Origin of the sequence: Micromonospora sp. NPDC092111 (assembly GCF_044755745.1) — a bacterium.
Classification (GTDB): Bacteria; Actinomycetota; Actinomycetes; order Mycobacteriales; family Micromonosporaceae; genus Micromonospora.
On record NZ_JBIVRQ010000022.1, the window covers coordinates 25810 to 41360 of the forward strand.

The 15551-nt window shown below is 72.0% G+C and carries 13 protein-coding genes, 1 tRNA gene and 1 other RNA gene; 7 read left to right on the forward strand and 8 right to left on the reverse strand.

The annotated features are described in order from the left end of the window. Nucleotides 1–81 precede the first annotated feature (81 nt). A complete protein-coding gene (locus ACIQG9_RS27550; RefSeq protein WP_400407909.1) occupies nucleotides 82–1755 on the reverse strand; it encodes an ABC transporter substrate-binding protein in 1674 nt (557 codons plus the stop codon). Nucleotides 1756–2456: 701 nt separating this feature from the next. Between ACIQG9_RS27550 and ACIQG9_RS27555 the strand changes: the two genes are divergently transcribed. Further along, nucleotides 2457–3047, forward strand: a complete 591-nt coding sequence (locus ACIQG9_RS27555) for a hypothetical protein (RefSeq protein ID WP_400407911.1) — start codon at nucleotides 2457–2459, stop codon at nucleotides 3045–3047. A 166-nt stretch (nucleotides 3048–3213) separates the two neighbouring features. On the opposite strand, the gene recR is transcribed toward ACIQG9_RS27555, so the two are convergent. From recR to ffs, 4 genes are all read right to left on the reverse strand, one after another. Next, nucleotides 3214–3807, reverse strand: a complete 594-nt coding sequence (recR, locus tag ACIQG9_RS27560) for a recombination mediator RecR (protein WP_400407913.1) — start codon at nucleotides 3805–3807, stop codon at nucleotides 3214–3216. Between the two features lie 6 nt (nucleotides 3808–3813). Then, nucleotides 3814–4122: a YbaB/EbfC family nucleoid-associated protein gene (locus ACIQG9_RS27565; RefSeq protein ID WP_400407956.1), complete on the reverse strand. Its 309-nt coding sequence runs from the start codon at nucleotides 4120–4122 to the stop codon at nucleotides 3814–3816. Between the two features lie 108 nt (nucleotides 4123–4230). Then, nucleotides 4231–7287 carry a DNA polymerase III subunit gamma and tau gene (locus tag ACIQG9_RS27570; RefSeq protein WP_400407915.1) on the reverse strand — a complete coding sequence of 1019 codons (3057 nt, stop codon included), beginning with the start codon at nucleotides 7285–7287 and terminating at the stop codon, nucleotides 4231–4233. Nucleotides 7288–7394: 107 nt separating this feature from the next. Then, nucleotides 7395–7484, reverse strand: an RNA gene (gene ffs, locus ACIQG9_RS27575) — signal recognition particle sRNA small type. Between the two features lie 82 nt (nucleotides 7485–7566). Between ffs and ACIQG9_RS27580 the strand changes: the two genes are divergently transcribed. The 4 genes from ACIQG9_RS27580 to ACIQG9_RS27595 all read left to right on the forward strand — a co-directional run bounded on the left by ACIQG9_RS27580 (nucleotide 7567) and on the right by ACIQG9_RS27595 (nucleotide 10524). Beyond that, nucleotides 7567–7651, forward strand: a tRNA-Ser gene (locus ACIQG9_RS27580). 318 nt (nucleotides 7652–7969) lie between these two features. After that, a complete protein-coding gene (locus ACIQG9_RS27585) occupies nucleotides 7970–9169 on the forward strand; it encodes a helix-turn-helix domain-containing protein (RefSeq protein WP_400407917.1) in 1200 nt (399 codons plus the stop codon). A 201-nt stretch (nucleotides 9170–9370) separates the two neighbouring features. Continuing rightward, on the forward strand, nucleotides 9371–9592 hold the full coding sequence (locus ACIQG9_RS27590) for a hypothetical protein (RefSeq protein WP_400407918.1): 222 nt from the start codon (nucleotides 9371–9373) through the stop codon (nucleotides 9590–9592). 407 nt (nucleotides 9593–9999) lie between these two features. Further along, a complete protein-coding gene (locus ACIQG9_RS27595) occupies nucleotides 10000–10524 on the forward strand; it encodes a hypothetical protein (RefSeq protein WP_400407919.1) in 525 nt (174 codons plus the stop codon). A gap of 233 nt (nucleotides 10525–10757) precedes the next feature. Here the strand turns inward: ACIQG9_RS27595 and ACIQG9_RS27600 are convergent, their stop codons facing one another. Then, nucleotides 10758–11066 (reverse strand): hypothetical protein, encoded by a 309-nt coding sequence (locus tag ACIQG9_RS27600; protein ID WP_400407921.1) that lies wholly within the window; start codon nucleotides 11064–11066, stop codon nucleotides 10758–10760. Between the two features lie 348 nt (nucleotides 11067–11414). Here ACIQG9_RS27600 and ACIQG9_RS27605 point away from each other — a divergent pair, with 348 nt between their 5' ends. Continuing rightward, complete coding sequence (locus ACIQG9_RS27605) at nucleotides 11415–12029, forward strand: hypothetical protein (RefSeq protein ID WP_400407922.1); 615 nt, start codon at nucleotides 11415–11417, stop codon at nucleotides 12027–12029. Further along, complete coding sequence (locus ACIQG9_RS27610) at nucleotides 12026–12556, forward strand: hypothetical protein (protein ID WP_400407924.1); 531 nt, start codon at nucleotides 12026–12028, stop codon at nucleotides 12554–12556. Before ACIQG9_RS27605 ends, ACIQG9_RS27610 begins: the two co-directional genes overlap by 4 nt. 51 nt (nucleotides 12557–12607) lie before the next feature. On the opposite strand, the gene ACIQG9_RS27615 is transcribed toward ACIQG9_RS27610, so the two are convergent. Then, entirely contained in the window at nucleotides 12608–14038 is a 1431-nt protein-coding gene (locus tag ACIQG9_RS27615) for a YncE family protein (protein WP_400407926.1), read from the reverse strand. A 159-nt stretch (nucleotides 14039–14197) separates the two neighbouring features. After that, a complete protein-coding gene (locus ACIQG9_RS27620; RefSeq protein ID WP_400407928.1) occupies nucleotides 14198–15457 on the reverse strand; it encodes a DUF418 domain-containing protein in 1260 nt (419 codons plus the stop codon). Nucleotides 15458–15551 lie beyond the last annotated feature (94 nt).

Consider the following 15551-nt stretch of genomic DNA (forward strand, 5'->3'; position numbering starts at 1 on the left):
TCGATGTTCGCGGCATCGGCCCGGGCCGGCACTTGCTCCCGACCCGGGCCGATGCACGCCTACGACGTCAGCCGAGGAACGTCACTTGCTGACGCTGACCGTGTTGAACCGCTCGTCGGTCAGCGGGCTGGCGACCAGCCCCTGTACGTCCTTGGTGACGACGATGGCCGGCGGGGCGTGCCAGATCGGCACACCCGGCAGCCACTTGGCGGCGATGTCCCGGTTGACCTGCTCCCAGGCCGCCTTCTTGCCCGCCTCGTCGACGGTGGCGTCGGCCTTGGTGATGGCCTCGAACATCTCGGTCATGGCCTGGTCGCCGAACTCGACCTTGCCCCGGCCGAAGAAGGTGCCGACGAAGTTGCCCGGGTCGTTGTAGTCACCGGTCCAGCCGAGGATGTGCAGGTCCTGCTTGCCGAACTGCTGCACGTCGTCCTTGAAACCACCGTTCCACGGACGCGGCACACCGTTGACCTTGATGCCGACGGCCTGCAGGTCGTTGGCGAGGACGGTGAAGATCTCCTGCGGGTTCGGCATGTACGGCCGGGAGACGTCCGGCGGGTAGTAGAAGTTGAGGGTCAGACCCTCGGCGCCGGCGTCCTTCAGGAGCTGCTTGGCCTTCTCCGGGTTGTAGTCGTACTTCTGCACGTCCGGGGCGTAGCCGAGCACGGTGTCCGGCAGGAACTCGTCGGCGACCTTGGTGCCACCCGGGCCCTTGGTCTGGACGAGCTGCTGACGGTTGAGGGCGTAGGCGATCGCCTGCCGCACCCGCAGGTCCTTCAGCTTCGGGTTCTTCTGGTTGATGCCCAGGTAGAGGATGTTGAACGCCGGGCGGTCGAGGACCTGGAAGCCCTCGCCGGAGAGCGCCTTGCGGTCGGCCGGGGCCGGGAAGTCGATGCCCTGGACGGTGCCCGCGCGCAGCTCCTGCTTGCGGGTGTTCTCGTCCTTGATCACCTTGATGATGACCTTGTCGACCTTGGCCTTCTCACCCCAGTAGTCCGGGTTCCGGTTCAGGGTGATCTCGTTCTTGGCCTTGTCCCAGCCACCGAAGGTGAACGGGCCGGTGCCGACCGGGGTGGTGGTGGCGAACGAGCTGTACTCGAAGGAGTCGCCGTTCTGCTTGACCGTGTCGGCGTCGCCCTTCTTGAGGGCCTCCGGGCTGGCGATCGAGAGCGCGGTCAGCGCGAACGCGCCGGGGAACGCCCCCTTGTACTGGTTGAGGGTGAGGACGGCGGTGTTGTCGTCCTTGGCCTCGCACTTGTTGTAGACCGCCTGGCCGGCACCCTCGGCCTCGTTCTTGGCGAACCCGCCGAAGACGTCCTGGTAGTAGATCATCTGCGACTGGGCCGCAGCGCCCTTCATGTTGTACCAGCGGTCGAAGTTGAAGCAGACCGCAGCGGCGTTGAAGGCGGTGCCGTCGTGGAACTTCACGCCCTGACGCAGCTTGAAGGTCCAGACCTTGCCCTCGGGGTCGTGCTCCCAACTCTCGGCCAGGCCGCCCACCAGATCGGCCGTACCCGGCTTGTGCTGGACCAGCGTGTCGTACATCTGCCGGACGGGCCGGAACGACTCACCGTCGTCGTTGAAGATCGGGTCGAAGTTCTTGGGGTCACCGGCACCCGCGAAGATGAAGGTGCCGCCCGTCTTGGCCTCGCCACTGTCACTGCTGCGGTCGCTCTCCGCGCAGCCGGCCGCGCCGACCGCCAGGGCAGCAACGGCCGCAAGGCTCACGGCCGTCCTTAGCCTTCTCGCCTGCATCTCTCACCTCTGTCATCCGCCTGACCAACGCCGGTCCATGGCTCGGTCCGTGAGCGGGAGGCTATGACACGTCACACCGAAGCGGAACTGCCGTTAGGCAATCGCTATCAAGCCGACACCAAGCGTCGGGTCTGACACCATCGGATCTCCCGACAAACAGGACTGTCACAGCAGCGTGGCGGCCGGAGGCCCCGAAACCGACCGATCGACCGGAGGCGCCCGGCCCGCCGGACAGCCATCGTCACACGGCTCGATCCCTCCCGCCTCGAACCTGATCCCCGCCGCACTCCGGCCGGGCCGACCGGCCCGCCGATGCGGCCATTCGCGTCTCGACCCGTCTGCGTCGGGTGTCCGTTTCCGGCCCGACGGCCGGGACGCCCGGATGTCCGCCCGGTGGCCGCCTGTCCGGTACGCGGTGACCGGCGGCACCCTCAGGCTGGAATCCCGGCCGGGCCCGGGGCGTTACACCCTGCGTACGACCGCAGTAGCGGCCCCCGCTGCCTGGCTCGATGGCGGTGCCGTCGGCGGAATGACGGTGGGCCGGTGGTCGTTACATCTGGTCCCGGCGCCGCGAGCCCCCGGTTCGTGTGGTCCGCCGCCGGTCGATGACTTTCCCCCTTGTTTGTTGAGCGCCCCGTCGTGGTGCTTGCGTCGCACCGTTCCCCCTGGGTGCGTCGCCGACCCCCGAATGGAGCTTTCCCATGAACACGATGCTGCGTAAGAGCGTGCTCGGTATCGCTGGTCTGGCCTTCGCCGGTGGTGTGTTCGCCGGCCCGGCCACCCATGCCCTCGCCGCCCCCACGATCGACGCCAAGCCCGTCGCCGTGGCCGTGCAGGCCGACAAGCCCAACCCGGCCAAGCTGATCCCGCATGGCACGCAGGGTGCCCAGTCGCGGATCGACCTGAACGACGAGCAGACCGCCAACGTGAAGGCGATCGTCGCCGCGACGAAGAAGTCGGGCCTGGACGAGCGGGCCGCGGTGATCTCTGTCGGCACCGCCCTGCAGGAGTCGAAGTTGGAGAACCTGGGCCACCTGGGTGACCGTAACGACCACGACTCGCTGGGCCTGTTCCAGCAGCGCCCCTCCTCCGGCTGGGGCACCCCCGAGCAGATCACCGATCCGATCTACTCGACCATGGCCTTCCAGAAGGGCCTCAAGCAGGTCGACGGCTGGCAGGACATGCCGCTGACCGAGGCCGCGCAGACCGTGCAGGTGTCGGCGTACCCGGACGCGTACGCGCAGTGGGAGCAGCAGGCCGCCGACCTCGTCGCCCAGCACTGGAACGGCTGACCCCGGAACACGACACCGGCCGGCAACCCGCACGGGTTGCCGGCCGGTTCGTCGTTGCCACCACGGCGCGCATTCGAGGGCGGCGATCCGGTCCAGGGCGGCGCGTTCCGGCGCGCCGGTACGGTCGTCAGGAGCGCGGTCGTCGACTCACGAGGTGACGGTGGAGTCAGACCGCGCGACGTCCCTCGAAGGCCCGGCCGAGGGTGATCTCGTCGGCGTACTCCAGGTCGCCGCCGACCGGCAGGCCGCTGGCCAGCCGGGTGACCGCGATCCCCATCGGCTTGACCATCAGCGCCAGGTACGTCGCGGTCGCCTCACCCTCGGTGTTCGGGTCGGTGGCCAGGATCAGCTCGTGGATCGTCCCGCCACTGAGCCGGGTCATCAGCTCGCGGATGCGCAGGTTGTCCGGACCGATCCCCTCCAGCGGGTTGATCGCCCCACCGAGCACGTGGTAGCGGCCCCGGAACTCACCGGTCCGCTCGATCGCCACCACGTCCTTGGGTTCCTCGACCACGCAGATCACCTCGTCGGTGCGGCGCGGGTCGCGGCAGATCCGGCACTGCTCCGACTCGGCGACGTTGAAGCAGGTGGTGCAGAATCGGACCAGGTCCTTAACCTTGCGCAGCGCACCGGCCAGCCGGTTGACGTCGGCAGGGTCCGCCGACAGGACGTGGAACGCGATCCGTTGGGCGCTCTTCGGGCCGACGCCCGGCAGCCGTCCCAGTTCGTCGATCAGGTCCTGGATGGCACCCTCGTACATCTCGGATCAGAATCCGGGCAGGCCGAGGCCGCCCATGCCGCCGGCCACCGGGCCCATCTTCTTGTCGGTCAGCTCCCGGACCGCCTCGGCGGCGTTGTGCAGGGCCGCGACGACCAGGTCCTCCAGGGTCTCGACGTCCTCCGGGTCGACCGCCTTCGGGTCGATCCTGATGCTCTTGACCTCACCGGCACCGGAGAGGGTCGCGGTGACCAGGCCACCACCGGCGGTCCCGGTCAGCTCGGCCTCGGCCAGTTCGGCCTGCGCCTTGGCGATCTGCTGCTGCATCTTCTGCGCCTGCTTCAGCATCTGCTGCATGTTCGGCTGTCCACCTGGGCGCACGGATGGCTCCTTCTCGCACTCGTCTGCTCGGCCGCGCCCAGCCTAGTCGGGGGCGACCGGTGGTCCGGTCCGGGGAACGGCGCGTCAGCGCGCGTCCACCTCGTCGATCTTCTCGGCGCCGAACGCCTCGCGGAGCAACTGCACCGCCTGCTCCTCGCTGGACTGCCGGGCGGTCCGCTCGTCGATCACCTCGTCCAGCGGCTCGTCACCCGGGTCGAATCCCTCGTAGGCCGGGGTCGGGGCCGCCGCCGGCTGCGACCGCCCACCGCCGCGCTGCGGGCCGTCGTAGTCCGGGTCGTACGGCGGTTCGCCGGCCCAGTCGGCGTCTGCGGTCTTCCGGGCCGGCTGCGCGGGCCGCTGGCCCTTGGTGGTGCCGGCCGCGGCGGCTGCCGCCGCCGCCCGAGCCGCCGCGATCGCGGTGCTGACCGGCGCGCCGCCGGTGCCGGGCGATCCGCCCTGCCGCGCCACCGCCGGCCCGTCCGGCCTGGGTACCACCGGAGCCGCCGTCGCGGTGGCCGTGGCGCCCCCTGGGCGAGCCGGCTCGGGCCACTCCCCGGCGTTGCCGGCGGTCGCGGCGGCTCCCGGGCGGGCGGCCTCCGGCCAGTCGTCCGACGCGCCCCCACCGGGGCGAGCCGGCTCGGGCCACTCCTCGTCGTCGGCCGCACCGGCCGCGACGGCCGGGCCGGACCCGACGCCCCGGTCGGCCCGGTGGCCCTGGTCGGCCCGGTGACCATGATCGCGTACGGCGGCCGGGCCGGCTCCGTTACCGTGATCGACCCCGTTGCCGTGATCGGCCCCGTGGCCGCGATCGCGCACGCCGGTCGGGCCGGCCCCATGATCAGCTCGGGTGGACGGGCCGCCCGGGTCGGTGGAGCCTGCGGCGCCGGCCGATTGCCCGGCGGGCGCACCCGCCGCGCCGCCTGCCCCGCCAGCGGGCACCCCGCCGACCGCGCCGTCGGGCCAGCCGGCGGCACCGTTGGTGGCACCGGCCGGAGCAGCATCGGCCCAACCGTCAGCACCCGCCGGCCGAGCCGTGCCGGGCGCACCGCCGTCGACCGAACCCGCCGCTCCGGCAGCCACACCATTGGGCGGACCAGCGGAACCAGCGACAGCGTGGACCTCGGCGTCGGAGCCAGCGACAGCGTGGAGGCCGGCGGCGGAGCCAGCGGCGGCCGGCGGACCGGCGGAGCCAGCGGAAGCGGGCAGACCGGCGGAAGCGGGCAGACCGGCGGAGCCAGGGCCGCCGGCATCGGCGGGAGCAGCGAGGTCGGCACCGGCGGGGTCGGCGGGACCGGCCGGGCCGTCGGCGGCGGGCGCGGCGGCCGGACGCGATGGCCTGGGCGGGCCGCCGAGCGACACCCCGCCCCGCTCGCCGGCCACCTCGCAGCGAATCTGCCAGCGCCCGCCCAACTCCTCGTAGAGCGCGTCGGTGAGCACCCGGGCGTGGTCGGCCATCATCTTGGCCAGCACCGACGACTTCACCGTCAGCACCAGCGTGTCGTCGTCCAGGTCCCGGACGACGGCGTCCCGCATCAGGGCGGCGATCCGCTTGTTGGTCCGGTTGACCTTGCCGACCACCTCCGGCCATACCCGGCGTACGGCGACCGCGTCGAGCGCGCCCGCCGGGGCGCTGCCCGGCCGGGGCGGTGCGGGCGTCGCCGGGTCGGGCAGCACCGCCGACGCCGGCACCGGACGACGCGCGGGGGTACCCGACGCCGGACCGTCGGAGACCGGTGCACCGGCCGGGGCCGGGTCAGACGGGTCAGCCCCGGATGCCGCCGACGACGGCCCGGGGCGGGCACCGGCAGCGGCGGCACGCGCGGCGGCCACCCCGGAAGAAGCGGCCGCAGCCGCCGGCGTGCCGGCGGTCTCCGGGTGGGGCGCGGCGGCAGCCGCGGGCGGGGCGGGAGGCTCGGGGCGTACCTGGGACTGGGTGGCGACCGGCGCGGAGCCGGCGGCGGCCGACGGCAGCTCGACGCCGCCCAGGGTGAGCCGACGCTCCATCCGTTCCAGGCGCTGGAGCAGGCCGCCGGTGGAGTCGTCGGCACCGGGAAGCATCATCCGGGCGCAGATCAGCTCCAGCAGCAGCCGGGGCGCGGTGGTGCCGCGCATGTCGACCAGGCCGTTGTGCACGATGTCGGCGCAGCGGGAGAGGGTGGCCGGGCCGAGCCGCTGGGCCTGGGCGGCCATCCGCTCGATCTGGTCGGCCGGGCCGTCGATCAGGCCCTTGGCGGCGGCGTCCGGCACCTGCTGGAGAACGATCAGGTCGCGCAGCCGTTCGAGAAGGTCGGCGGCGAAGCGGCGCGGGTCGTGCCCGGCCTCGGCCACCCGGTCGACGGTGGCGTACGCCGCCGCGCCGTCCCCGGCGGCGAGCGCGTCGCACATCTCGTCGATCAACGCGGAGTCGGTGACCCCGAGCAGCGCGGCGGCCCGGGGGTAGCTGACCCCCTCCGCGCCGGCACCAGCGATGAGCTGGTCGAGTACGGAGAGGCTGTCCCGCATGCTGCCGCCCCCGGCGCGCACCACCAGCGGAAATACCGCCGGCTCGACCGCGACCCCCTCCGCCTCGCAGAGCTGCTCCAGATAGGGGCGGACCACCTTCGGTGGGATCAGCCGGAACGGGTAGTGGTGGGTCCGCGACTTGATCGTGCCGAGGACCTTCTCCGGCTCGGTGGTGGCGAAGATGAACTTGACGTACTCCGGGGGCTCCTCCACCAGCTTGAGCAGGGCGTTGAAGCCGGCCGACGAGACCATGTGCGCCTCGTCGATGACGTAGATCTTGAACCGGCTGCGGGCCGGCGCGAAGAACGCCTTCTCCCGCAGCTCGCGGGCGTCGTCGACGCCGCCGTGGCTGGCCGCGTCGATCTCCAGCACGTCGATGGACCCGCCGTCGGTGGCCAGCGACCGACAGGACTCGCACTGCCCGCACGGCTCCGGGGTGGGGCCCTGCTCGCAGTTGAGCGAGCGGGCCAGGATCCGGGCGCTGGAGGTCTTGCCGCAGCCCCGGGGACCGGAGAAGAGGTACGCGTGGTTGAGTCGCCCGCTGCGCAACGCCTGCGACAGCGGCTCGGTGACGTGCTCCTGACCGATGACCTCGGCGAAGGTGCGCGGCCGGTACTTGCGGTAGAGCGCCAGCGTCACTCGTCCCGCCTCCTCTCGACCGAGCCATTCTGCGCCGGTCGGGCGCGGGTGACCACCCACCACCCCGTGACCTGACCCGCAGGTACGGTACCGGCGCCCGGAGACAAAAAGGCCTCCCGTGCACCCGGCAGAGCTCGCTTATCCTTGCTGCCTTCCGGCCCTGGGGAGGTTCACGAGATACCGCCGCACGGGAGGTACCGCCCACCCTACCCGACCTCCGGTGGATCTTCAGGGGGTGGTGGGGTGGCCGACCCGCCGGGGACCTGTATTCTGGCTCGCGGAGGATTCGCCTAGAGGCCTAGGGCGCACGCTTGGAAAGCGTGTTGGGATAAAACCCTCACGAGTTCGAATCTCGTATCCTCCGCTCTGCTGAGAGGCATGAAGGTGCAGGTCAGGCCCGGTTCTCCAACCGGGCCTGACGATCTTTAGGGCCGGGTAGGGGCGGACGTTCTCGCGGACCACCCTCGTCACCCGCAGGCGGGCCAACTTCCCGCTGTCTCTGGTCGTCAGCCGCTGACGCAACCCGGCTCGGCGCGACAGCGCCAACCCGCATTGATCAGATGGCAGCCGAGGGCTACGACAACGATCGGCATCTGACCGGGCAGGAGTACCGTCGGTCGCGGCGGACTTGCCGGTTGTAGCGGCGGCGGGCCGCCGCCCAGCCGCTACCTGGGGAGCCGACATGGCCGAACCAACCGCGAACTTCGGAGCCAGTCTCCGCGCCCACCGCGAACGCGCCGGGAAGACCCGAGCCGTCCTCGGTGGAATGGTCGGCCGGAGCGCCGACTGGGTCAAGGCCGTCGAAACCGGCCGGCTCCTCACCCCTCGACTACCGATGCTGCTCCGCCTTGCCGAAGTCCTCGACATCACCGACCTCGCCGACCTGACCGGCGACCAGTCCCTCCCGGTCGCCTCCGTGACCCGCACCGGGCACCCCGCCGTCGACGAGGTCGCCGCCGCGCTGAAGCGCACCATCCTGCCCGTCGGCGAGCCACCCTCCGCACCCGTACTCCGGGGCCTCGTCGACCAGGCGTGGAGACTCTGGCACCAGTCGAGCGCCGAACGGACCGCTGTTGCCGCAGTGCTGCCCGGCCTGCTCGACGACGCCCGCCGCTCCACCCGCCGTCTCGACGGCGCAGACCGGCGGGCCGCGCTGGTCGACCTGGCCCGCGTCTACCACCTCGCCCAGTTGTACTGCGCCCACCAGCCCTACCCGGAGCTGGTGTGGCTCGCCGCCGACCGGGCCATGGGTGCAGCCCAGGACGCCGACGACCCCGCCGCGATCGCCGCCGCAGCCTGGTACTACGGGCACGTCTACCGGTCGGCGAACCAGCTCGACGCCGCCGAACACGTGCTGACCGACGCCATCGGTCTCATCGATTCCGGCACCGGGCCGGAGCAGCTTGCACGCTGGGGACAGCTCCGGCTCGGCATCGCGCTGGGCCACTCCAAGGCGGGCCGCAGCGGGCCGGCGTGGCGGGCGTGGGACGCGGCCGCCGACGCCGCCCACCGCCTGGGCGACGGGTACGCCCACCCGTGGCTGATGTTCGGCCGGGCGGCGGTCGACGCCTACGGGGTGACCGTCGAGACGGACCTGTGCCGCCCCGGCGAGGCCGTACGCCGCGCCGACACCCTCGACTACCGGGCGCTGCCATCGCGCAGCCGCCGGGCCGCACACCTGATCGACGCCGCCCGGGCGCACCTGCTCGCCCGCGAAGACGTCGCCGGCGTGCACCTACTCGGCCGGGCGCTGCGGGAGAGCGTCGAGACGGTGCGGCACAACCCGTACGCCCGGTCGTCGGTGATCGAGCTGTCCGGCAGGCCCGGCACCACCGGCGAGGATGCCCGCGAGCTGGCGCTCGCCATGGGCATGGACTGGTAACTGTGCCCGGGGGACAGACTGTCCCCCTCACCACCGCGCACCGTCCGTAACGTCGCGATGACGGGTACGGCGGTGGTGTCCATCCTGGCCAGACGCGATGTGATCGAGCACCGGCCGCCGCCCACGGGGAAGAGGGGGCGGCTGCTGCCGGACGGGGCCGGCCGCCCCTGACCCCCGCCCGACGGCGAGGAGGCAGCACCGGTGACCCTGATCCCCCACGATTCGTCCCCCAGCCCCAGAGTGCTGGTCATGGCCGCCGGCCTGACCGTGGACCAGCACCGCAACAACCCCGGGCAAACCACATATGCCCCCGGCGTCTGCCGGCAGTGCACCCCCACCGGCTGTCCCCAGTTGGCCTGGCGGCGCACCCTGGACGAGTACCGTGCCGCCCGGCCAGCCCGGCCGGCGGGGGCCCCGTGGTGACCGGCGTGATCCGGTGGGAGGACCCGCCGCCGGCCAGCCGCCGCGACGCGGTCTGCCGCAGCGTGGACGGCCGGCTCACCGTCTACGCCCGCTACGTCGGGCCAGACCGGTGACCGCGTCCCCGGAGCAGGTGCGCGATCGACTGATCCTGGCCGCACGGGTGATCATCACCGATCACTGGCCGCCGGCCGGCATGCGGGACTGGTGCCCGGTGTGCCACTGGCGGTGGCCGTGCCAGGCGACCAGGTCCGCCTACGCCTACCTCCGGACGGTTGGCCGCGGCCGCTGGATCCCACCACACGACCGGAGGTGACCCCGTTGCGCTGGAGCAGAGCCCCACCGCCCCGCCGGTAGACTGACCCGGCCCGTGAGCTGCCACGATCCCCAACCGAACCGGGAGAGCACCCGTGCAGGTACCCCAGGCCCTGGACATCATGGAAGCCCTCTACCAGGCCGCCGAGCACCCGGACGTCACCGCGATCCAGCGGTACGGCCGGGACACCGAGCCCGGCGGCCAATCCCCCGCGGGAGTGCGGCTGTGGCACCAGAGCGGGTCCAGTTCGATGCTGTGGGCGGCCGTCCCGCCCCGGGACGCCCAGCCCCTGCCGCTCGGCGAGATGCCGCCCCCGCGGCTGCGCTTCTGGCGGCTGCTCGTGTTCACCCACCAACTCCTCGACATCGCCCGGCCCGAGCCGGTCGCTGGCTGGGAACTGTGCGCCACCCCGGGCGTCGGCTGGACGGAGAACGGACAACCGACCCCGTCCGCGCTACGGATCACCTGCCGCGACCGGACGGTGATCTACCTGCGGTCCACGGCGACGTCCGGGGACCGACGCGAGCCAGAGACCGACCCGTATCCGGACTACCAGATCCCCCAAGGAGTCCGCGAATGGCACCTCAGAGTCAGTGCTCCGTCTGCGGAGCGCGCGTAGGCCCTCGCCCCGGCAACCCCTGCCCGCCGCACCAGGCCGAAGGGAGCCCGGGTACCTGCCCCGGCAGCGGCAGGCCCACGGTGTAGCACGCAAGCGGCCCCGCCCTCCGGAGACAGGAGAGCCGTCCGCCCGCCGAAACCCCTGGTCAGGGTCTCAAGGCCTGACCAGGGGCCACAAACGTCGTATCCGTCGATGCCGGCCGCTGACGCACGGCCGCGCCGCGCCGACGACCGTTACTCGGATGGCACCGCCGCCACCGGCGCGGACGCGGGCGCTGGTGCCGGGGCGGACGCCAACCACGGCAGGAACCGACCCATCCAGGCTTCGACGCCCGGCAGGGCCAGGACGCGGGTGATCGCACCGGCGACGACGACGGCCTGAGCCACCGCCGGCACCGTGTCCACTCCGGCGGTCGCGGCGGCCACCGGCAGCAGCGACAACGCGCCTACGCCTGCGGCGAGGACGGTCCGGGCGGTAGCCCGCCACGGATAGCGGACCTGCGTCGGGGTGGTGTTCGGAGCAGGAACCGGCGTTGTCGTCATGGTGAGCCTCCTCAGACTCCCGTAGCGTCGCACAGGGTCAGGCGAGCAGCACAGACCGCAGTCGCCACCCGAGCGCGCCGACCTGAAATCCGGGCAAAGCGCCTCCGCCAGTCGGCGGCGGACGGCGGCCGGGCGGGATCACTCCCGCAGTCAGTCGAGCGTCCGCCGGTACCGCACCCCGGGCCAGCAGGCCGGACGCGTGGTCGGCCCGCACGGCGGCATGGTCTGAGTCGCCCCCGTAGTGGCCCCTCCGGGAGGCGGCCCGACGGGTACCGTGCGGGCAGTCACGACGACCAGGCCCGTCGTACACATGTTCCATCCACAGGGTGTGGATGGCGGGGGGATCGGATGAGTTACCAGCTCAGCGCGGTCGTGGCGGACGTCGAGCTGCTGCGCGAGCAGACCGCCGACCTGGACCACGCGGTGCTGGCCGCGCTGCGTCAGGACTTCGCGTTGCTGCCGGTGACCCCGCAGTTGGTCGAGGAGCTGACCGGCGCGCTGCCGGATTTCCATCCGGCGGAGCCGACCGTCGGGCAGCCGTTCGAGCTGGTCCTCTCGCCGGCCCTGGTCGAGCTGTTCGCGTGCTGGTCGCGGCGGGGGCCGGTGGCGTACCTGGAGGCGGAGTTCGCCGGTGGCGCCGGGCGGCAGGCGGCGGCGGTGTGGCTCGGCGGCCGGCTGAGCTGGGGTCCCCGCTTCGACGACGCCTTCACGCTGCCGCGTCCACAGTGGCCGATCAACGCGGCGCTGGTCCAGCTCGGCACGGAGCCTGGCCGGTGGCTGGACCCGTTCGCCGAGCTGGGGTTGCACCTGGAGCGGAACACCGGCGGCTGGCTCGCGCACGGCCGGCGCGGGCTGACCGCCGACTACTGGGACGAGCTGGCTGAGGAATGGGAAGAGCAGCAATCTTCGGTTGACCAGCAACCTGAACGCCCCGGTCCCGTTGGGGACTGGGGGATTCCATGAAATTGCGACAATTTGCCTTTATTGCCATGCTGCTCGCCGCTGCCTCGATCGCCGGCAGTGGCGTCGCTCCACCGGCGTGGACCGTGCCGGCCCGACCCGTCGGCGACACCGAGGTGGTCGACCTCGACGGGCTGCGCGGCGTCGAGTTCGGCGACACCGAGCAGGAGCTGACCCGGCGCGGTGTGCTGCGCCCGGAACTCGACTCCTGCGGCCCGGTGCTGGCCGGTCACGAGGCGGTCAGCCCGATCTTCGTCGATGACCGGCTGGTGCTGCTCTGGCTGGACGACCCGATGAGCACCCCGGACGGGATCACCGTCGGCACCCTGGTCGACGAGGTCCGTACCCGACATCCCGACGCCACCGCGCTGGCCGCGCCGCCGGGCACCCACCGGTTCGACGGGCTGCTTGCCCGCAGCGGCGACCGCGCGTACCTCTTCCTGCACGACGGGGTCACCGTCCGGAAGATCATCGCTGGGTACGCCGAGTGGGCCCGCCGCCTCTTCGACGAGGGCCACAGCCCCTGCTGAACACCGGAGGGCGTCACCCGGTCGAGTCCGGGCTCCGCCCTCCGGCAGCGGTCACCGTCGCGGCGTGACCGTGGTCGTGGGTTGCTGCCTCGTCGCAGCGCTGAACGAGGAGACCTGCACGGTGACGGACTGGCTCGTCCCCAGGTAGACGGCGTCGCCGGGGAAGGTGACGGTGTAGGTGTTGGCCCCGGCGAACCGTGGGGTGTCGGAGAAGGAGAACGTCCCGGTGGCCGTGGTCGTCACGTCGGGCAGGGGGTGGGTTCCGGTGAGATCCGTCCGGGCCACCCGCAGCGTCCACGGCGTCGACACGGACGCGCCGGTGAACGCCAGGCTGCCGGTAACCGTGACCTTCTGCCGGTGGGTGCTCGTCGACGGCGCGGAGAGCGTGAGCGTGGAACCGGTCCTGGTGATGTCCGTCAGCACACGCAGGGTCGGATTCCGCCCGTCCTGGTCGGTGGTGACGGCGTAGAGCGTGCTGTTGTCGGCACCGACCGCGAGGCCCTGCCGCTCAAGGTAACTGCCCTGCGGGAGGTCGTACCTGCGGACCAGCGTGCCGTCCGGTCGCTCGACACGGATCGCCGACGCCTGCCCCCTGTCGGTGGAACCGACGATGACGAAGGAACCGTTCGGGGAGGTCGTCACGGCGGTCGGCCACCGGCCGGACGGATACTCGCCCGCCGCCGACAGGTCCGTCGTCGAGAACGCGACATGGGCGGTCGCGGCCACCGTCCGGCCGTTCACGAACGAGCAGCCCAGGATCACCTTGCCCGCGTCGGGCGTCAGCGCGGCGTCGTGGAGGCCCGTACAGGCGTCCCAGGGCAGGGACGCCACCAGCGACGGCGTGCCGGACGAGACGTCGTACCGGGTCGCCCTGCTCGAGTAGGGGGTCGTGACGGAGGACCGGTCCGTCGCGAGGAGCAGGTCCGGGTCGGCCGGGCTGCTCCTCAGCAACGGGGGCCCGGTGAAGGTGCCGTCGAGCGGCAACCCCAGGGCCACCACCGGCGTACCCCCACGCACGTCGATCGACCCCAGCAGGCCCTTACCGAACGTGCACCCGTAGCCGAAATAGAGCTTGCCCCCGGCCGGCGCCAGCCAGGTCGGACAGGTGCCGGTACCCACGCTGTAGCGAGCCGTCTCGGTCAGCGTCGTGGTGTCGATCGCGGCGACGGCACCCGCCTCGCGGAGCGCTACGTGCAGCGTCGAGCCGTCCGGGCTCAGCACCATGCCGTGGGCGTCCGGCAGGCCCGGGATCGTCGTCTGCGAACCGCCCGACAGATCCGTCACCCGCACGCCCGCACCCCCGCGGCCGGGGCTGAAGAACAGGCGCCCGTGCGCCGGGTCGACGACCATCGCCGAGTACGTCTCGATGCCGAGCCCGACCGTGCTCTCGGCGTACGCCACACCGGAACCGAGCGGCGACACGACGACGAATGTCGCGCCGAGCGCCGCGACCATGAGGCGGGCGATCTGCTTGACGCGCACCTCCACCTCCCACCCTGCCAAGATCCGCTAGTACGTGCCGAGCAAGCTTAGGGGCCGCAACGGCGCGCGAGGGGCCCAGGTGGCGCTGTCGGGACGTTACGCGCCGAACTGGACGGATCGCCTGCCCGATCGGCGCCGTCACGGGCCATGGCGTTCCGTTCAGCGCCGTTCCCGCTGACGGAGTGCCGCACCGGGTACGGCGTCGGCGTCGGGCGTCGGCACGACCGACACCTCCGGTCGGCAACCCGCGGACGGGGCGACGAAGGCCGGGCGACGGGCGTTCGTGACCCAGCGCAGCGCCCACTCGACCGGGCCGTAGCGGAACCGGCGCAGCCAGAGTGCGCTCAGCACCGCCTGGACCACGAACACCGCCAGCACGAAGGCGAAGAGTGCGAGCGGGGAGAACGTGCCGGCCAGCCCGAATCCGAGGCCGGTGAAGGCGATCAGGCAGGCAAACGACTGGCCCAGGTAGTTGGTGAGGGACATCCGGCCGACCGGCACGAGCGCGGCCCGGACCGCCGTCGTACGCGGGTTGTGCACGATCCGCAGCAGCGTCGCCACGTACGCGGCGGTCAGCATCGGTGCCGTCGCGACGCTCGCCGCGACCCCGAGGGTGTTGCCGTTGCCGCCACTGGCGGCGTAGACGACCGACCCGAGCAGCCCGACCGGGAACCCGATCCACTGGATCCGGCGCAGCACCGGCTCGCTGCCGGAGACCCGGGCCAGCCACCGGCGACGTCCGGCGACCATGCCGAGCAGGAACAGACCCAGCGCGGTCGGGCCCTGGAGGGTCACCGCCTGGAGGACCAGCAGCGGCAGGCCGGCGAGGTGCCCACTGATGTTCGCCTCCCACCCGCCGAGCATCGCCTGGGTCGCCGCCTCACCGTTGGCCAGCGCCTCGGCCTCGCCGGGCACGAACACCGAGCGGTCCACGAGGAACGCGCTGGCGACCAGGCTGGCCAGCACGAGGGCGTAGAGGGCCACCGCGATCCAGATCGCCGTACGGTCCTTCACCCTGTGCAGCAGGAACAGCGCGAGACACGCCACCGCGTACGTGGTGAGGACGTCGCCGCCGGAGAGGAAGACGGTGTGCAGGACGCCGATGACGAAGAGGCCACCGATCCGGCGGAGCATGCGCGCCGAGAAGGCCGCGCCGGCCCGACTCGCCGCCTCCATCTGAAGGGTGAAGCTGTACCCGAAGAGGAACGAGAAGAGCACGTAGAACTTCATGTCGAAGAAGATCGAGGAGAACGTGCGGACGGCGTCGTCCCACCAGGAGCCGAAGTCGGGGTCGGTGACCAGGTTCCCCGGGTAGCCGGAGGCCATGAAGGTGACGTTGACGGCGAAGATCCCCAGCAGCGCGAAGCCGCGAAGCGCGTCGACGTCCAGAACACGTCTGACTGGACTCTCTGAAGTCACAACCAACCCCTAACTCGAACTGCGTATGAGATACAGCGTACGAGGTGCAGAGTTACCGACCTTTAGAGTTGAGCGCAAGACCCACGGGTGGAGA